This window comes from Nocardia brasiliensis, assembly GCF_011801125.1.
Lineage (GTDB): Bacteria > Actinomycetota > Actinomycetes > Mycobacteriales > Mycobacteriaceae > Nocardia > Nocardia brasiliensis_C.
In genome coordinates, this window is record NZ_CP046171.1 from 7,275,450 (window position 1) to 7,293,764 (window position 18,315).

General features: G+C 70.1%; 18 protein-coding genes. 6 read left to right on the forward strand and 12 right to left on the reverse strand.

Going from position 1 to position 18,315, the window contains the following annotated elements; genetic code table 11:
- Positions 1-43: 43 nt before the first annotated feature.
- Entirely contained in the window at positions 44-727 is a 684-nt protein-coding gene (locus tag F5X71_RS33260; RefSeq protein WP_167465531.1) for a 2OG-Fe dioxygenase family protein, read from the forward strand.
- Entirely contained in the window at positions 720-1,952 is a 1,233-nt protein-coding gene (locus tag F5X71_RS33265; RefSeq protein ID WP_167465532.1) for a M20 family metallopeptidase, read from the forward strand. Before F5X71_RS33260 ends, F5X71_RS33265 begins: the two co-directional genes overlap by 8 nt.
- A gap of 3 nt (positions 1,953-1,955) precedes the next feature.
- On the opposite strand, the gene F5X71_RS33270 is transcribed toward F5X71_RS33265, so the two are convergent.
- Positions 1,956-4,841 carry a tetratricopeptide repeat protein gene (locus tag F5X71_RS33270; protein ID WP_167465533.1) on the reverse strand — a complete coding sequence of 962 codons (2,886 nt, stop codon included), beginning with the start codon at positions 4,839-4,841 and terminating at the stop codon, positions 1,956-1,958.
- Between the two features lie 239 nt (positions 4,842-5,080).
- Here F5X71_RS33270 and F5X71_RS33275 point away from each other — a divergent pair, with 239 nt between their 5' ends.
- On the forward strand, positions 5,081-5,464 hold the full coding sequence (locus F5X71_RS33275; protein ID WP_167465534.1) for a hypothetical protein: 384 nt from the start codon (positions 5,081-5,083) through the stop codon (positions 5,462-5,464).
- Positions 5,465-5,471: 7 nt separating this feature from the next.
- On the opposite strand, the gene F5X71_RS33280 is transcribed toward F5X71_RS33275, so the two are convergent.
- From F5X71_RS33280 to uraD, 4 genes are read right to left on the reverse strand one after another with little or no spacing between them, the layout of a single operon-like run.
- Entirely contained in the window at positions 5,472-6,833 is a 1,362-nt protein-coding gene (locus F5X71_RS33280) for an 8-oxoguanine deaminase (RefSeq protein ID WP_167465535.1), read from the reverse strand.
- Positions 6,821-7,723 (reverse strand): factor-independent urate hydroxylase, encoded by a 903-nt coding sequence (gene pucL / locus F5X71_RS33285; RefSeq protein ID WP_167465536.1) that lies wholly within the window; start codon positions 7,721-7,723, stop codon positions 6,821-6,823. The genes F5X71_RS33280 and pucL overlap by 13 nt, the downstream gene beginning before the upstream one ends.
- A gap of 7 nt (positions 7,724-7,730) precedes the next feature.
- Positions 7,731-8,048, reverse strand: coding sequence for a hydroxyisourate hydrolase (uraH, locus tag F5X71_RS33290; protein WP_167465537.1), 318 nt, complete (start codon positions 8,046-8,048; stop codon positions 7,731-7,733).
- Positions 8,045-8,548, reverse strand: a complete 504-nt coding sequence (uraD, locus tag F5X71_RS33295; RefSeq protein WP_167465538.1) for a 2-oxo-4-hydroxy-4-carboxy-5-ureidoimidazoline decarboxylase — start codon at positions 8,546-8,548, stop codon at positions 8,045-8,047. Before uraD ends, uraH begins: the two co-directional genes overlap by 4 nt.
- 149 nt (positions 8,549-8,697) lie before the next feature.
- Between uraD and F5X71_RS33300 the strand changes: the two genes are divergently transcribed.
- Entirely contained in the window at positions 8,698-9,297 is a 600-nt protein-coding gene (locus F5X71_RS33300) for a nucleotidyltransferase family protein (RefSeq protein WP_167465539.1), read from the forward strand.
- 12 nt (positions 9,298-9,309) lie between these two features.
- The gene (locus F5X71_RS33305; protein ID WP_167465540.1) at positions 9,310-10,344 is read left to right on the forward strand and encodes an XdhC family protein; all 1,035 of its coding nucleotides are present in this window, start codon (positions 9,310-9,312) and stop codon (positions 10,342-10,344) included.
- Between the two features lie 18 nt (positions 10,345-10,362).
- Here F5X71_RS33305 and F5X71_RS33310 read toward each other — a convergent pair whose 3' ends face one another.
- The 7 genes from F5X71_RS33310 to F5X71_RS33340 form a co-directional block, all read right to left on the reverse strand.
- Positions 10,363-11,457 (reverse strand): ABC transporter substrate-binding protein, encoded by a 1,095-nt coding sequence (locus tag F5X71_RS33310; RefSeq protein ID WP_167465541.1) that lies wholly within the window; start codon positions 11,455-11,457, stop codon positions 10,363-10,365.
- 93 nt (positions 11,458-11,550) lie between these two features.
- Complete coding sequence (locus tag F5X71_RS33315) at positions 11,551-12,348, reverse strand: ABC transporter permease (RefSeq protein ID WP_167465542.1); 798 nt, start codon at positions 12,346-12,348, stop codon at positions 11,551-11,553.
- Complete coding sequence (locus tag F5X71_RS33320) at positions 12,345-13,091, reverse strand: ABC transporter permease (RefSeq protein ID WP_174817183.1); 747 nt, start codon at positions 13,089-13,091, stop codon at positions 12,345-12,347. Before F5X71_RS33320 ends, F5X71_RS33315 begins: the two co-directional genes overlap by 4 nt.
- Positions 13,092-13,125: 34 nt before the next feature.
- Positions 13,126-13,968 (reverse strand): ABC transporter ATP-binding protein, encoded by an 843-nt coding sequence (locus F5X71_RS33325; RefSeq protein ID WP_167465544.1) that lies wholly within the window; start codon positions 13,966-13,968, stop codon positions 13,126-13,128.
- A gap of 146 nt (positions 13,969-14,114) precedes the next feature.
- A complete protein-coding gene (locus F5X71_RS33330) occupies positions 14,115-14,669 on the reverse strand; it encodes an isochorismatase family protein (protein WP_167465545.1) in 555 nt (184 codons plus the stop codon).
- An 82-nt stretch (positions 14,670-14,751) separates the two neighbouring features.
- The gene (locus tag F5X71_RS33335) at positions 14,752-15,513 is read right to left on the reverse strand and encodes an ABC transporter permease (RefSeq protein WP_167465546.1); all 762 of its coding nucleotides are present in this window, start codon (positions 15,511-15,513) and stop codon (positions 14,752-14,754) included.
- Positions 15,510-16,787: a glycosyltransferase gene (locus F5X71_RS33340; protein ID WP_167465547.1), complete on the reverse strand. Its 1,278-nt coding sequence runs from the start codon at positions 16,785-16,787 to the stop codon at positions 15,510-15,512. Before F5X71_RS33340 ends, F5X71_RS33335 begins: the two co-directional genes overlap by 4 nt.
- 82 nt (positions 16,788-16,869) lie before the next feature.
- Between F5X71_RS33340 and F5X71_RS33345 the strand changes: the two genes are divergently transcribed.
- Positions 16,870-18,258: a cytochrome P450 gene (locus F5X71_RS33345; protein WP_167465548.1), complete on the forward strand. Its 1,389-nt coding sequence runs from the start codon at positions 16,870-16,872 to the stop codon at positions 18,256-18,258.
- Positions 18,259-18,315 lie beyond the last annotated feature (57 nt).

The window sequence follows — 18,315 nt, forward strand, 5'->3', positions numbered from 1 at the left end:
GCCGCCGGCCTCGCCCGCCGAGGACCCCCCGTCCTCCTGGCTGATGACCGCGGCCGATTTCCCCCTCTCCGGTCCCGACCTGCACGTGTTGCGACGCACGTTCCGGGACTACACCGAACTCGACCACTGGCTGCCCGCGGGCGAGCAGTACCGGCGCCGTGCCTACCAGTGCTTCCGCCTCGAGCTGCCCCGCCTGGCCGAGGCAGGCGCCGACGCCATCACCGCGATCGACCAACCGCCGCCCTACCTGCAGTCCAAGCAGGTCAACCCGGTGGCGGGCGGCATCGAACGCCGCTTCAAACTGATCCCGCCCGAGCATCCGGCGACCGAGCCGACCCGCCGGATCGCCGCCGCGGTCGCCCGGCTGCTCACCGCGCACGGGGTGCTGCGCGCCGACACCATCCCGGACTGCCTGGTCGACGCGCACTACATGCGGCTGATCGCGCCCGGCGACCCGGCGCCGGAGGGCAAGCACCGCGACGGCCTGATCGCGGGTTCGGCGCATCTGATCCAGCGGACCAATGTCAGCGGCGGCGTCTCCGCCATCTACGACCGCCACGACCCGGACCGCGGGTTGCGCAGCTTCGTCCTCGAAGATCCGCTCGACTCTTATGTTTTCGACGACGAGCGGGTGCTGCACTACACCTCGCCGATCACCGTGACCGATCCCGCCGCGGGCGCCGGATTGCGCGATGTCCTGCTGATCGGATTCCGCCCGCGTGACTAGTGCGACAACGACCTTCGCCGACCAGCTGCCGCGCCTGCTGCCCAAGGCGGAGCTGATACAGCTGGCCGCCGGACTCACCGCCATCCCCTCGTTCACCGGGCAGGAGACGCCGCTGGCGGTGCACGTCCGGAAGACACTCGCCCGCAATGACATTCACGCCTACCACCAGGAGGTCCAGCCGGGCCGGGTGCAGACCATCGCCCGGCTCGGTCCGGAGCGGGGCACGCCCGCGCTGCTGTTCAACGGGCACCTGGACATGGATCCGCTCGGCCACGACCAGCCGCGCACGCCGTTCACCGCGCGCCGCGACGGTGACCGGCTGTACGGGGCGGGCCTGCACAACATGAAGAGCGGCCTCGCGGCCATGCTCGGCGCGGCGATCATGGTGCGCCGCAGTGGGATCGCGCTGCGCCGCCCGCTGCTGCTCGAGTTCGTCGTCGGGGAGTTGCAGGGCGGCACCGGCACCAAGCACGCGCTCAGCCGCGGCCTCACCGCCGACGCGGCCGTGGTGCCCGAACCCTATTCGGTGCGGCGGGTGATCACGCGGACCGCGGGCGTGCACAAGTTCGCCGTGGTCGTGCGCGGCCGCACCGCGCACACCAGCAGGCGACACGAGGGCGTCGACGCCATCGCGGTCCTGCGGCGCACCCTCGATCTGCTGGAGACCGCCGAGCTGGGGCTGCGCAATCCCGAATTCCCGCCGCTGCCAAGGCTTCAGGTGGCCAGCCTGCTCGCGGGTCGCGGCGAGGAGCACGATCCGTCCGGGGTGAGCTACTGCGCGGACAAGGCCACCGCACTGATCGATCTGCGCTACCCGCCGCCGTACGAGCCGGAACAGGTCGGCAAGGCCGTCGACGCGGCGCTGGACCTGGCCAGGGACGCCTTCCCCGACGCGCGGATCACCCTCGAGCACCCGGTCGACCCGCGCTATCGCGTCGGCGGCACCGATATGCCGCCGATGGATCGGCCCGCCGACTGCCGGGTGGTCCGCGATATCGCCGAGCTGCTCCCGCAGGTGTCGCGATACCGGGTCGAGGAGCGCGGGCTTGCGCTGCCCTACTCGTACTGCGGCAACGACACCACCCACCTCAGCCGCGCGGGAATCGAATGCTGCTTGTTCGGCCCGCGCGGAGCCGCCCAGGACACCGAACACCACGTGCTGATCAGCGAAATGCGGGCCTGCGCCGACACTTTGGCCCTGCTGGCGGCGCGGCGCTGCGGCTGAGGTTCACCGTCCGCCGGTGCGCAGCTCGGCCCGCACGTTCGCCGCGAGCTGCACGCCGATGTCGTCGTAGAGTGCGAGCGCCTCGGCGAGCAGGGCCTCGGCCCGCGTCCCTGCGCCGGTGTCGGCGGCGACGCCGGCCAGGCTGCGCAGCGCGTCGGCCCGGCCGAGCGGGTCGCCGATGCGCTGGGCCACGCCCATCGATTCGGTGTAATACGCACGCGCGGCGTCGCATCGGCCGAAGTGCCGCTCGATGTGCCCGAGCCCGCGCAGCGCGTCCACCTGTCCGAGCGGATCGTTGATCTCCACGGCGATGTCGTAGGCCTGCTGGAACACCCCGCGCGCCGCCTCGTACTCGTCGGCTCGGCGCGCGACATTGCCGAGGCCCCACAGCGTCCAGCCCTCGCCGTAGCGGTCGTTGATCCGCCGGGCGATCTCGAGCGCTTCGTCGAAGTTGTGCCGCGCGGTGTCCTGGTCGCCGAACAGCGCCTCGATGTGCCCGAGCCCGCGCAGCGCGTCGCCCTCCAGCTTCTGGTGGTTGAGATCGCGTGCGATCTCGAGCGCGGCCGTGTAGCGCAGTTCGGCGCCCTCCGCATCACCGAGGCGCCGGATCACCTCCGCGAACCCCCACTGCGCGGTCCCGATCCGCACCGGATCGCCGATGGCCTCCGCGATGGCCAGCGCCTGCGCCGAACAACTCCATGCGCCACGGTAATTCGAGGACGCACGCTCGACGTACGCGAGGCCGTCCAAAGCGTCGCACTCGGTCGCTCTGGCCTCGATATCGCGCGCGATGGTGAGCGCCTCGGTGAAATTGCGCCGCGCCGCGCCGTGGTCGCCGGTGGCCCGTGCGGTCTGCCCCAGCTCACAAAGCACCGCGGCCTGGCACTGCCGGTCGGCGAGGGCGACGGCGATCTCGCGCGCCGCGCGGAAACCGGCGCAGGCCTGTTCGTGCTGCCCGATCAGCCGATCCACCCGGCCCTTGCCGACCAGCGCCCAGGCTTGGGCGTGCCGGTCGTCGAGCTCGATCGCGATCGCCAAGGCCCGCCCGTACAACCGCAGCGCCAGCGACCAGTGCCCGGTCCCGGACAGGTGCGAGGCCAGCCGGGTGGCCAATTCCGCTGCCGCCGCCGTCGATTCGGTCTCGCGCAGACAGCCGAGCAACAGTTCCAGCTCGCGATTCAACCAGGCCCTGGCGCGCGCCGCGGCGGCGGAGGGATTCGAAAGATGTTCGCTGCCCGCGGGATCGAAGAGTTGATGGGTGCTGGCCCGACGCGCCACCGTCAGCCCGGCGGCGACCAGCCGGTCCAGCACCGCGGCGTAATCCGCCGGGGTGTCCTCGCGCTCGGCGTGCAGCCGGGCGCACAACCGGGTCAGATCGTGCATCCGATAGCGCTGCCCGCCGGGCCCGCCCGCCGACGGGTCCAGAAAGCCCGCCTCGAACAGCCTGCGCACCAGCATCTTTCCCTCGCGTAGCGGCACATCCGCCATCGTCGCCAAGGCCTCGGCGGTGATCTCCGGCCCGGGGAACCAGCCGAGCAGACGGACCGCACGCTGCTGGGCCCGGTCCGGCAGGCGCTGGTAGGACATCTCGAATGCCGCACGCAGCGATTCGTCCTCCGCGGTGAAGCGATCCAGTAGATTTTCGGCGGCCGAGTCGCTGGCCCGATCGGCGGGCGCGCGCTTGATCCGCGCGCTCAACTGGGCGATCTCGGCGGCGCTTCCGGCGAGCATGGCCTCGCCGTGATGCGCGATCTGACCACCGATCAGGCGGATGGCCAGCGGCAACCGCCCGGCCGTCTGCAAGATCTGCCGCACCGCCGCCCGGTCGTAGCCCGGCCGCAGATTGCCCAGCTTGACCAGGAGTTCCTCCGCCTCGGCCCATTCCATCACCTCCAGCCGCAGCGGTACCGCCTCGACCAGACCGGTGAACTTGCTCCGGCTGGTGATCAGCACGAAACACCCGGGCGCCCGCGGCAGCAGTTGCTTGACCTGGTTGCTGTCCAGCGCGTTGTCGAACACGAGGAACATCCGTCGCTGCCGCATGGTGGTGCGCCAGCGATCCGCCCGGCCCGCGAGGTCGGTCTCGATGGTCTCGCGGGCCACGCCGACCTGTAACAGCAACTGCTCCAGCACATCCACCGGTTCGCGCGGCTCCCGCCCGAGCGTGTAGCCGTGCAGGTCCACCCAGAGCGTGCCGTCGGGATAGTGCTTGCCGAACACCGCGACCGCGTATCTGGCCAGCGCCGTCTTCCCGATGCCGGTCAGCCCGACGATCACGTGCACCGCCGCGCTCGCCGAGCGCAGGTGTTCGGTAACCCGTTCGTGCAGTTGCGCTTTCGGTCCAGCCCGACCGGTGAAATGCGGCACCTCGGCGGGCAGGTCGCGGCCCGCCCGCACCGGCTGCCTGCCGATCGAGCGCCGCGCCACCGCCTCGTGGTACTCCATCCGCTCGCTGTGCGGCATATAGGCCAGGTCGGCGAGGTCGACCAATTGGTCCCACGCCGTTCCGTAAATGGCGGCAAGGTTTTTCAGCACGCGCACGGTCGGGCGCGCACCGCTCGGTCGCTGGTGTTCGTCCTCGGGGTGCGGGCCGTTCCCGGCGAACGGCCATGCCTCGAATTCAGAGATCCGGCTGGCCTTCATCGCCGCCCGCGCGCTGTCGGTCACCTCGTTGTAGCGTTCGGCCACCGCGGCCTGGGTTAATCCGTTGGCGTAGCGCCACGCCGCGCGCGGCCGGTAGCCGCGCTGGCGCAGCTCCGCGGCCAGCGGCTCGAGCAGTTGCAGGTCGGTCAGGCCGAGTTCGGCGAACCGATCGCGGAGCCGTCGCCGTTGCTCCGCGGTGAGAGTGCCGCCGGGACGCCATTGGTCGGTTCGGCCGGAGCTGCGCATCCCGCCACCTCTCCACGCGCGACGCGGCCGGCGGGATACGGACCTGCGGCCGGAGAATCGCGGCGCTGATTGTGATTAATTCCTTGGTAGCAGTGCGGTTTTACCAGGTCAAGTGGACTGCGCCAGACCGACAAAATGCCGGTGACGCTGGGATCGCGCCGCGCCGAACCGAACTGGCATCCTGAGCACAGTCCGCGGCCGATGTGCCGACGGCGCCGTGGATGAAAGGGGTTCGCGCAATGTCGATTACGGCCACCGCATGGTTGATCACGAGCGACGTGGTGCACGAGGCCGCCTTCCGGATCGATCTGCCCGAGGCGGACCGCGGCACCTGGGTGCTGTCCTACCTGCCGACCAAGCGACGACTCAGCCGCGACCAGGCCATGACGGGAATGGCACTGGCCGAGATGATCGTGCTCGACGGGTCGCCCTCGGGTGGGCCGCGGGCCACCGAGATCGCCGAACTGCACGCCGCGGAGCTCGGCATGACCCTGCACGACGTGATGAGCCTGCTCGCGTTACGCGCGCAGGCGGACCCGGAGCCGGCACCGACCACGCCGCCCGGCGATCGGCACAGATCCGCCGCGGCGCTCGCGCACGGCGCCACGTCGTTCGCCGCCTAGGCGAGCGCTATCCCGCCTTGGCGACCAGCGCGGCCTGCGCCTGCGCCACCGCCGCGCCTACGGCGTCCTCGTCGACCGTGCTGAGGCGGGCGTCGCGAACCACCTCGCGGCCGTTGACGAGCAGGGCGGCCAGGGGTGCGGGCGCGCCGAGGACCAGGGCGGTCACCGGGTCGTCGATACCGGCGTGGGCGGGGGTGTCGAGGCGCCACAGCGCCAGGTCGGCGAGTTTGCCCGGCTCGATCGAGCCGATCTCGGCGGCGCGGCCGAGCACGCGGGCACCGCCGATCGTGGCGAGCGCCAACGCGGTTCGGGTGGTCATGGCGCGCGGGCCGCCGCGGTTGCGGGCGAAGAACAGGGCGTTGCGCGGTTCCTCCAGCATCGAACTCGCCTCGTTGCTCGCCGCGCCGTCGACCCCGAGACCGACCGGGACGCCGGCCCGCACCAGGTCCGCGGTGCGCGCGACACCAGCGCCGATGCGCGCGTTCGAGGTCGGGCAATGCGCCACGCCGGTACCGGTTTCGGCCATGGTGGCGATGGCGCCGTCGTCGAGGTGGATGGCGTGCGCCCACCACACGTCCGGCCCTACCCAGCCGAGCTGCTCCATGTACTGGGCCGGCGTGCAGCCGAATGTCTGTGCGCAGTAGTCCTGCTCGTCGATCGTCTCCGCGACGTGGGTGTGCAGCCGCACACCGAGCTCGCGGGCCAGCACCGCCGATTCCCGGAGCAGCTCGGAGCTCACCGAGAACGGCGAGCAGGGGGCGAGCGCGATGCGCAGCATCGAGTCGAACGACGGATCATGATGGCGGGCAACGGCCGCCGCGCTGTCGGCGAGGATTTCGTCGAGGGTCTGCACCACGTGATCCGGCGGCAGGCCGCCGGCGCTGCGCCCCAGATCCATCGAGCCGCGGCACGGGTGGAACCGCAGGCCCACCTCGGCGGCGGCCGCGATCTCCGCACCGAGCACATCGCCGCCGGCGCGCGGGAAGACGTAATGGTGGTCGGTGCTGGTGGTGCAGCCGGTGCGGGCCAACGCGGCCAGCCCGCCGGTCGCCGCGACCCGCACCGCGTCCTCGTCGATGCCCGCCCAGATGGGGTAGAGCGTGGTGAGCCACTCGAACAGCGTGTTGTCCGCGGCGAGACCGCGGGTGATCCACTGATAGAGGTGATGGTGGGTGTTCACCAGGCCGGGCGTGAGCAAGCAGCCCCGACCATCGATGCGCCGCGCCGAATCGTCCACCGGCGGTGAGTCGCCCGGCCCGACCGCGACGATCCGGTTGCCGCGCACCACCACGTGGCCGTCACGGTGTTCGGTGCCCGCCGCGTCGACGGTGGCGACGGCACAGTGCTCGATGACGGTCACGCCAGCCATGCGGGACCTGCCTCCGGTGCGTCGGCCCGCCGCAGGGTGGCGTGGATCAGGCCGTACGGCCGGTCCGCCGCGTAGTAGACCTCGCCGTTGTTCTCGATGCCGAAACGGGCCAGGTCGTAGTCGAAGTGGTGTTTGTTCGGCGCGGCGAGCCGGATCTCGGCGAGCACCGGATACGCCTGCAGCGCGGCCTTGCCCATCTCGAACAGGGTCTGCTGCAACGCCTTCGAGTGATGGGTCGCGAAGGTCTCGACCAGCCGCGCGCGGATGCCCGCGTACACCTCGTCCCAGGCGATGCCGGTGGTCGCGGCGAATCGCCACTCGACGACCAGGGTGGTGGCCAGCATGCGATCGTGCGTCGGTGCCAGCACGGTGAATTCGTCGCTGAGGAAGTCGGCGAACTCCGATCCGGTCGACTTCAGGATGGTCAGATCCTTGACCCCGCCGATCACCCAGGACCGCCGATCGGCGCCGGTGCCCGCGACCGTGATCGCCGCCGTGCGCACCTCGGGCCCCTGCCGCACCCAGGTGTGGTCGTGCTCGTGGCCGTCGACCAGTACCCGCTGCCAGGCGTACTCGTCGATCTCGATCCTGGCGCCGGACACCGGCTCGATATCGTCGACGAAGTGACCGGCCAGGGCCAGCCCGTAGTCCTCGATCGTCTGTAGCCCAGGCTGTTTCGCGTAGGCGTACGCGGTCTGCTTCTGAGTGTCGGTGGGCAGCACCTTGCGCTGATCACCGGCGTAGGCGTCGGCGAAGTCGCCGCGCAGCACGGTGGACACGTTCACATCGCGGATCTCGTGCCGCGCCGTCTCCCGCCAGATCCGCACGACGCGGTTCTCGGCCTTGCCGTAGCGGTGGTCGGTGAGCTCGATCGGGCCGGTCAACTCCATACTGGATTCAGCTCCCTCGATAGGTGGAAAAGGCGAACGGCGACAACAACAACGGGACGTGATAGTGCCGCTCCTCGGTGATCGCGAAGCACACGCCGACCTCGGGATAGAAGGTCTCGACCCGCTGCGCGGCGAAGTAAGCACCGGTGTCGAAGACCAGTCGGTAGGTACCCGGCGCCAATGTCGCGCCAAGCGCGCCGATCCGGCCGTCGCCGTCGGTGCTGCACGAATCCAGTTGCCCGGCACCGTCGTACAGCGTCACGGTGACGCCGGTGGCGGGCGTGCCACGGACCGCGTCCAGCACGTGCGTGCTCAGCGTGCTCATGCGGGCTCCCCGAGCAACCGGCGCAACCGGATGCGATTGATCTTCGCCAATTCTGTTCGCATGACCTGCCTTTCGGTGTCGGCATCGTTGCGTAGCCGGTCTTGCAGCAGCGCGAGCAGCTCGCTGCCGGACCTACCGCTGGCGCACACCAGGTACCGGTAGCCGAACCGCTGCTCGTAGGCCCGATTACCCGCGGCCAACGCGGCGTGCACCTGCTCCGGCGCGCCCGCCACGCCGGCCTGCTCGCGCGCCGAGGCCGCCGAACGCGGCCGCTCGCCGATGCGCGGATGACCGGCCAGCGCCAGATCTATTTCGGTGTCGGGCAGTGCGGCGAGCACGTCGTCGGCCGCGTCGAGTACCGCGCAGGCACTCGAGTAGGGCCGCCGCGCGAGCATCGCGTGCGCCCAGCGCGGCGAAGAGCAACACCCGAGCAATGCCTCGAGGGCCGCCTCCCGCGGCAGCGCGTGGAACCGGGCGAGGCCGTCCGCGTCGTCTGTCATCGAACCAGCATCGAATACGACCCGCCCGGCCGCCACCGGAACGCGCTACCGGACGACCGGCGTGTCGCCGCGCGCAAACCGGCCGTTCCCGCCCCCGAGCAGCGCTCTTGCGACACGCGCCGACACCGGTTCCGGGATACCGTCGTGGCATGGCTCTACCCGATCGTCCGGTCGCCGCGCCCGTCTGCGCGGGCATCGTGCTCGCCGCGGGGGCTGGTACCCGCTACGGCAAGCCGAAGGCGCTGGCCGAGGGGGGTGCGTGGTTGCGCGGCGCGGTGGCCGCGCTGCGCGGTGGCGGCTGCGATCCAGTGATCGTCGTGCTCGGCGCCACCGGTCCCGATCCCGGCGCCGTCGACCTCCCCGCCGACGTGGTCACGGTCTGGGCGGCGGACTGGGCGACGGGTCTGGGCGCCTCGGTCCGCGCCGGGCTGATCGCCGCCGCGCGCACCCCGGCGCGCTACGCCGCGATCATGCCGGTGGACACCCCCGATGTCGGCGCGGATGTGATCGCCCGGGTGACCGCCGCGGCATTCGACTCCTCGAGCGGCCTGGCCCGAGCTGTGTTCCACAACATACCGGGGCATCCCGTTGTGCTCTCCCACAACCATTGGACCTCGATATGTCAGGAGGCCGTAGGAGATTCGGGCGCGCGCACCTATTTGGCGGGCCGGGCAGATATGGTGTGCGTCACGTGCGACGATTTGGCGACGGGCGTCGATCGTGACTACCCGGCCTCGTCCGCACGGTGATCGGAGCGAGCTATGCGGGACATCGTCGATGACCTTCTGCGGGTATGGCATTCCGGGCGGACCGGAGGACTGGCGACCATAGTGCGCACGATGGGCTCGGCTCCCTTACCGATCGGCTCGGCCATGCTGGTCGACCCGGACGGCGGTGTGTACGGCGCGGTGACCGACGGCGGGCTGGAGGAGATCGCCTACGAGGCGGTCTTACAGGCGGCGCGCACCGGTCGGCGCGCCATGCACCGCTACGGCGTGGCAACCGGTATGGCGGGGGCCGCGGACCGCGACGGCATGATGGACGTGTTCACCGAACCGTTCTCCCGCAGGGACTTTCCGGAGTTCCCGCTCGTCGCCGCCGAGATCAGGGCGCACCGGCGGATCACCGTATTCACCGTCGTGTGGAACTCCGACGCCGACCTCATCGGCCAGCACCTGGTCACCGACAAGCGGCACAACACCGAACTGCTCGCGCTGCCGGACTCGGATGTGTTCGTCTCCTCGTTCGCGCCGCCGCCGCGCCTGATCATCTTCGGCGCCAACTCTTTTGCCGCCGCGCTCACCGTGCAGGCCAAGTTCCTCGGCTACCGCGTCACCATCTGCGATTCCAGGGAGACCTTCGCGCAGCCGGAGAAGTTCCCCGGCGCCGAGGTCGTCGTGGACTGGCCGCACCGGTACCTGAACACGCTGTCGGCCGCGGGCGAAATCGACGGCGACACCGGCATTGTCGTCACCTCGCACGACCCCAAGTTCGAGATCCCGCTGCTGACCGTCGCGCTCCGACTACCCCAGCTCGGCTACCTCGGCGCGATGGGTTCGCCCACCGTGCACACACGACGCATGGAAGACCTGCGGGCGGGCGGCTTCGACGAAGCTACGCTCGCCCGTTTGCATTCTCCGGCCGGGCTGGACGTCGGGGCGCGCACCGCGCCCGAGATCGCCGTCGCCATCGCGGCCGAATTGCTCGCCGCCAGAACCGAGCAGACGGGGCGGCATTCGCTGCACACCCCACACCAGTCCCCACCGCTGAAAACAGCGGTGGGGCTTGGCGGTTAGTTCCGACTGGCCGGGCCGTCAGCCCTTGAGGCCCGGATTCTCGGCGTAGACCTCGCGCAGCACGGACAGGTCGAACAGCTGATCCGCCTTGATATCCAGATCGGCGAGCCGCAGCGCGGCGATGTTCTGCTCGATCAGCTTGTCGGTCATGCTCAGCAGGCCGTTGGCCGCGGTGTCCGCAGAGACGACCAGATCGTTCTGTGCCACCGCCTCTTTCGTCTGCTCGTCAAGGTCGAGCTTCTGATCCTTGCCGTACACTTCGACCGCGAGCCTGGCCGATTCGGCCGGGTCGGCCACCGCGTCCTTCCAACCCTTGATCTCTGCGGTCAGGAACGCCTTGAGCTTGTCACGCTCCTTGTCGATGGTGGCCTGCTTGACCGTGAGCGTCTCGGCCACCAGCGGCAGGTTGTAGTCGGCGAACAGGAAGTGGGTGTTCGCGAATCCCTTGGTGGTCAACGTGATCGGCTCGTTGGTCACATAGCTCACCCAGCCGTCGACCTCGCCGTTGGCCAGCGGCGTCGGATCGAATTGCGCGGGCACGATGGTGACGTCGCCCGGCTTCAATCCGTTGGCGGTCAGCAGCGCGTTGAAGATCAGCTGATTGGTGTCCTGCACGCCGATCTTGCGGCCCTTCATGTCCTCGGGCGTCTTGATCGGCCGCGCCGCCGAACTCACGATGGCGAAGGGGTTCTTCTGATACGTGGTCGCGATGATCTTCGCGGGCAACCCCTCCAGCACCGCCTTGGCGGTGGTCTGCGGTGCGGACAGACCGAGCCAGATCTTGCCGGTGTCCAGCCCCGCCTCGACCGAGGTGCTCGCGGCGCCACCCGCGATCAGGTTGACCGAGCCGAAGCCCGCCTCCTTGAAATAGCCCCTGGCGTCGGCGAAGTACTCACCGGCGAACTCGATGTTCTTCAGCCAGGACAGCTGCACCGCCACCGTGCCGTGTTTCGAGCCGTCCGGGGTGGAACCGCCAGAGGAGTCGGCGGCGTTGTCGCCACAGGCGGTGAGCAGACCGGCGCCGCCGAGTGCGGCGCCGGCCAGCGCGGAGTAGCGAAACAGAGACCGTCGATTCAGTGCCGGCCCGAACGAAGAACGCTGTGCGGGTGTCATGCGGTGAATCTAGGTCGATCGCGTTTCGTTTTCTTTACTTTGACGTTCCGAGCGCCGAATTTCGGGAAATTTGTCCTGTTCGGCGCACCGGACTCACGACCGCCCCGCGTCCGCGCCGAAGCGGGCGAGCACGAGATTCTCGATCACGCCGACCACGGCGTACAGCACCACCGACACGATCGTGACGATCACGATCGAGGCCCACAGCTGGTTGTACTGGAAGGTCGGAATGGCTCGAATCAGGCTGGCGCCCAATCCCGTTCCGCTGCCGAGCCACTCGCCGAGCAGCGCGCCGATCAGCGCGCCCGGCACCGAGATCCTGGCCGCGGCGAACACCGAGGGCAGCGCGGCAGGCACCGCGACCATGCGCAGCCCGGTCCACTTGGACCCGCCGTAGGCCGCGACCAGATCCAGTGCCTGCCGCGGCGCGTTGCGCAGGCCCGCCATGATCATCACCAACGCGGGGAAGAACACCACGATGCCGGTCAGCACGGTGACCCCGCCCAGCCCGCGGCCGAACACCAGCACGATGATCGGGGCGAGCACCACCAGCGGCACCGACCGCAGGATCATCGCCACCGGCAGGAAGGTCTGCTCCACCGCGGCGAACGAGACGAACAGCGCGGCCACCACCACCGCGGCCAGCATGCCGAAGCCGAACCCGATCGCCGCGTCCCGCAGCGTGATCTGCAGGTCGTCCAGGATCGTCGCGCGGGCGCCGCTCGCGCCCGGCGAGGTGACCAGGTAGCGCCATACGTCTTCGGGCGACTTCCCCACCCGCGGTCCGACCTGCGGAAACGCCTTCAGGAAGACGTACCAGATCAGCAGCATCAGGATCAACGAGATGACCAGCGGAAAGAGGAACCGCCCGAGCCGCAGCAGTATCTTCATCGCGCCTCCTGCGCAGTCCACGGGGCGACCAGGCGCGCGCCGAGCGCGACCACCGCGTAGCCGAGCCCGGCCAGCGCGGCGGCCGCCAGCGCCATGCCCCAGGTGCGCGGCACGTTGTAGGCCGTCTGCGCGGCGGTGAGCGCGACGCCGATACCGCTGTCCACGCCGCCGAGATATTCGCCGATGATCGCGCCGAGCACCGCGGAGGGCGCGGCGATCTTCAACGCCGCGAACGTACTCGGCAGCGCCGCGATCAACTGCACCCGATACAGCTGCTGCCAGCGACCGCCGCCGTACGCGCGCACCAGGTCCAGGCTGGTGCGATCCGCCGACCGCAGGCCGGACACGGTGCCGACCATGGTGGTGAAGAAGCAGTACATCGCCGCGAGGAACACCGTCGGGGTGCGCCCGCCGAACACCACGAGAATAATCGGGCCGAGCGCGAGCAGCGGGGTGCAGTAACTCAGGATCGCCAGCTGGGTGGCCAGCGATTCGATCTGCGGCACGAGCATGATCGCGATAGCCAGCGCGATGGCCAGGCCGTTGCCCCACACGAAACCCTGCAGCGCGCCGAGCGCGGTGATCCGGAAGTTTGGCCCGTACAGGCCCCATCCGTCGGTGTACATGGTGTGCACCACCGTCCACGGACTCGGCACCGTGCCGCCCGCGACGCCGAGTGCCGCGAGCAACCACCACACCCCGATCAACCCGGCCACACCGAGCAGGCCGCCGATCCGTTTCATGCGCGGTCTCCCCGGCGTAGCCACGGCGCCCCGCTCACGCGCCACCGCCGGTGCTCGCGGCACCGGCCGCGCTGCCGAGCGCCCCGCCCGTGCCGGACTTGCCGAACAGCAGCTCGGACAGGTAGTCGTGCAGCCGATGGAACTCGGGCGTGCGCATCATCTCCGGCGTGCGCGGGCGCGGCAGATCGATCTCCACCAGTTCCAGCACCCGGCCCGGCCGCGGGCTCATCACCGCGACCACATCGGAGAGGAACACCGCCTCGGCGATGCCGTGGGTGACCATCAGGGTGGTCGCGGGCTTCTCCGTCCAGATCCGCAGCAGTTCCAGGTTGAGTCGCTGCCTGGTCATGTCGTCCAGCGCGCCGAACGGCTCGTCGAGCAGCAGCACGGTCGGCTTCACCACCAGCGCCCTGGCGATCGAAACACGTTGGCGCATACCGCCGGACAGCTGCGCGGGCTTGGCCTTCTCGAAGCCGTCCAACCCGACGAGCCGGATCAGGTCGGCGATCAGTGCCGGGTCCGGCTGCAGGCCCGCGACCTGTAGCGGCAACTTGATATTCGACTCCACCGAACGCCACGGCAGCAGGGCCGAGTCCTGGAAGGCGATGCCGAGTTCGTGCCTGCGCACCAGTTCGGCGGGTGTCTGCCCGTCGATCAGCGTCTTGCCCGCGCTCGGCGTCTCCAGGCCGGCCAGGATGCGCAGCACCGTCGACTTGCCGCAGCCCGACGGGCCGAGCAACGAGAGGAAGGTGCCCTGTTCGGTGTGCAGTTCCACCGAGTCCAACGCCTGCACGGTCTTGCGGCCCACCCGGAAGGTCTTGGTCAAACCGCTGATGTGGATACCGGTGCCCCCGGTGGTTTCGCTCGTGGCGGTCATGACCCGGCCCCGCCGTTCTCGCGTGTACTGCGCTCCCTCATGAAGGTCACCCTAGAAGGAGCCCGTTGCACGGACATTGCGAATCGCGCCCCCAGATTTCGCAATCGTTACACGCAGCCGGGTCGCGGCCCGAATTTTTCCGGCGCTCAGTCCCCGAAGACCGTTTCCTCGACGCTGGTCACGGCGGCCGTGCGTCCCGGCGCCCGGTGGTACTGCCAGTACAGATTGGTGTGCGCGATGACCGCCTCGGGCGCCGGGGCGCCCCACGCGCTCTTGTCGAAGGTGGTGTGCCCGTCCGCGACCAGCGTGACGTCGTAGCCGCGGGTGAACGCGCCGTGGATGGTGGCGCGCACGCAGGCGTCGGTCTCCGCGCCGGTCACCACCAGCTTGCCGACGCAGGCCCGCGCCAGCACGTCCTCGAGCTCGGTGTCCTCGAACGAGTCGTTGAACCGCTTGTGCACCAAGGCTTCCGGCTCCTGCCGGACCAGCTCTGGCACGTACTCCCAGGCCGCGCTGCCGCGCACCAGATCGTCCGAGCTGTGCTGGATCCACACGACCGGCACACCCGCCGCGCGGGCCTTGCCGAGCACCGTGACGATATTGGCGAGGACGGCGTCGCGCCGGTAGGCCTCGGCCACCACGCCGTTCTGCACGTCGATCACCAGCAGGGCGGTGTTCGGTCGATCCGGCAGCACGGTCATCGGGGTCCTCCACGGTCTAGCGATGCGCTGGGTAACGAGGCACACGGTAACCCGGGGCCCCGACACGCGCGATCGGCCGGGCTCAGTGCCGCGAGAGCCGGCCGAACACCACACCGGCCCAGCCGAATCCGAACGCGGCCAGGCCAAGACACCAGCCGACGGCGAGTGCCGCGTTGTGCCCGGTGCCGGTCGCGTTGAGCAGCCCGCGCACGGTCTCGAGCACCGGCGTCGCGGGCTGGTACTCGGCGAAACCGCGCAACCAGTGCGGCATCGTCGCGGTCTGCACGAACGCGCTGCTGATGTAGGGGATGAACATGATCGCGTAGGTGAGCCCGCCCGCCGCCTCCGGATTCTTGGCGATCAGCCCGAGCGCCACCGCGATCCAGGAGATCGCCAGCACGAACAGGGTGATCACGCCGAGCGCCGCGAGCCAGCCGCCCAGCCCCGCCGATGGCCGATAGCCCAGCGCCAGTGCCACGGCCACCGCGATCCCGATGGCCGCCAGATTGCGCACCACCCCCTCGGCGACATGCCCGGCGAGCACGGCCTGCCGGAACATCGGCAGCGTGCGGAAGCGGTCGATGCTGCCCCGCGTCATATCGGTGGACACGCTCGTCGCCGTGATCGAGGAACCGAATCCGGTGCACAGCAACATGATTCCCGGCACGACGTAGTCGAGGTAGGGGCCGCCGACGTCGATCGCGCCGCCGAACACATAGGTGAACAGCAGCATGACGAGCACCGGCATGAACATCGAGATCACCAGCGTGTCCCGGCTGCGCAGGGTGTGCCTGGCACAGCGCCGGAACATGACGAGCGTGTCCGCCAGCACGTAGTTGGTCACCGGGCCGCGGCCTCGACCAGATCGGCGGCGTAGGCGGCGGCGCCCTCGGTGCGCAGCGTCCGCGCGAACGCCGCGGCGCGGGCGCGGCGCTGCGGGGTGAGCAGCGCGGCCACGCCTTGTTCGAGACGGTCGGTGGTGAGCCGGGTGAACCGCAGATGCGCGCCGACACCGAGCCGCTCGACCTGCCCGCCCCACATCGGCTGCTCGAACGAGACCGAGCAGACCAGCGTCGGCAGTCCCGCCCGCAGGCTCTCGAACAGCGTCCCGATCCCGCCGTGGTGCACGGCCGCGGCGCAGTGCGGGAACACCACGTCGTGCGCGAACGGGCCGACCACCTTCACCTGCGGTCCGGCTTGCGCCGCTGCGACATCGAGATCGCTCCACCCCGCGCTCACCAGCGCGCGCACCCCGAGCCGCGCCGCGACCTCGGTGGCCATGGCGAGCACGGCCGCGGTGTCGCGGATCGGCATGCTGCCGAACCCGAAGAACACCGGCGGCGCGCCCTGCTCGATCCAGGACAGGATGCTCGCGTGATCGCCCGCCAGGTCGCCGACCGCGGCCCTGGTCGCCTGGTCGAGGGTCAGGAAGCCGGTGAACGGCCTGCGCGCGCCCCACTCCTGCGCCAGGCCCGGCACCAGCGCGGGGTCGTAGATCTGGATCTCCGGGACCTGTGCGCGGGCCAGGACCGCGGCCGTGCTCGCGCGCGACTTGGGTAACCCGAGACTCGTGCGTAACTCGTTGAGGTAGCGCATGAAGACCACCCGCCGCAGGTTCTCGGCCAATGCCCAGGTCGCCCGGTTGACCGGCGCGGGCGGATTCCAGTGCGGCGGCAGCGCGCCGGGAAATGGATACCCGCTGGTGCTGCGGCACGGGAAATAGTGCAGGCTCACCAGCGGCACGTCCATCGCCTCGGCGACCGAGCTCGCCCGGTCCTCGGTGACGGTGCTCGCGACGATCAGATCCGCCCCCGCGCAGACGTCGATGACCTCCTGATTCATCTGCTCGGCGTAGCCGGACATCTGCTTGCCGACCAGCTGCATCAGCCGCAGTGTGTTGCCAGCGGCCAGCGCCCGCTGACCTTCGTCGGAACTGTAGAGCTGCTGCACGTCGGGCCCACACGGCACCGCGGCCAGCCCGGCGTCGGTGACGAACCCGACCAGATTCGGCGGCGCGCCGAGCAGCACATCGTGGCCGCGACGGCGCAATTCGAGCCCGAGCGCCACCACCGGCTGGACGTCGCCACGGGTTCCGGTCAGTGGGATCGCGATTCTCAAGGGCGCTTCTTTCCGCGTGCGGTGGGCATTCCGGAGAACTATGGGCTCTACAACTGAGCGTTCGCGTAGGTACCGTGCAATTGTGCACACTGCCGAGCCGACGGACTACCCACCCGAAATGGTGCTACCGCGTTCGCTGGCGGAAGTACCCACCGCACCCGGGCGGCTGCCGCTGGTCGGGCACGGCTTGCGCGCTCTGCGCGACGCGCCCGGTTTCGTCACGTCGCTGCCCGCGCTCGGGCCGATCGTGCGGATCTACTTCGGCAACCAGACCGGCTACCTGCTGACCACGCCTGACCTGGTCCGCGAGGCCGGGCTCGGCGACGGCGAGCTCAATCGGGAAGACCTGCGCGAGGCGATCAAGGACATCGCGGGCGGGTCGGTGAACGTGCTGCGCGGCGCCGAACACAAGCTGCGCCGCCGGATGATCGCGCCCGCGCTGCGGCAGAGCAGGCTCGCCGAATACACGAAAGCGGCCGCCGACATCGCCGAGCGGTGGTCGGCGGGACTGCCTGACGGCGGGCAGGTGAACCTGATGAAGGAGGCGCACGGCCTGGTCCTGGACACCGTGTCCTCGACCCTGTTCACCGCCGAGTTCAGCGATGCCGCGCGCCGCGAGATCCGCGACAACGTGCCGTGGCTGCTGAGTCAGGTCATCCTGCGCACCGCGCTGCCGCCGCAGCTGCGCAGGCTGCGCCTGATCGCGAACTGGCGATGGCGGACCAAGGCACGCCACCTGCGCGGCGCGATCGGCGAGGTGGTCGCCGAATACCGCCGCCGCGACGAGGATTTCAACGACGTGGTGTCGGCGCTGATCCGGCACACCGACAGCGAGACCGGGGCGCGGCTGTCCGACGAGCACATCATCGACGAGGCGATCCTGATGCTGGCCGGCGGCGTCGGGTCGATGGCGTCGCTGACCGGCTGGCTGTGGCACGAGGTGCTGCACAGGCCGCAGGTCGCCGAGCGGCTATACGCCGAACTCGACGCCGTCGTCGGCGCCGGACCGGTGCGCGCCGAACACATCAACGCACTGCCCTACCTGAAACAGGTTGTGGCGGAGACACTCCGGTTCTGGGGCCCGTGGATCAGCGCGGGCACCGCCGACGGCGACGTCACCGTCGGCGGGCTCACCATTCCCGACGGCGCGGCAATCATGTTCAGCCCCTACATGGTTCAGCACGACAGCCGCTACTTCACCGACCCGGACAGCTTCGACCCCGAGCGCTGGTCGCCCGAGCGCGCCGGTGACATCGACAAGAAGGCCAACCTGTCCTTCGGCGTCGGCAGGCGGCGCTGCCTCGGCGATCACTTCGCGCTGCTGGAGATCACCTTGGCCGCGGCCGCGCTGCTGGCCCGGTGGCGGCCGGAGCCGGACCCGAAGTACACGGTGCGCGCCTCGAACAAGGATTTCGTGCTCTCGCCCTCCGCGCTGCCGGTCACCCTGCACGCGCGCGAGCCGGGCCGGTGATTCGAATCCGCGCGAGCCGATATCCGGGTGCTGGATGGGATCGGCCGGTGCGCTGGT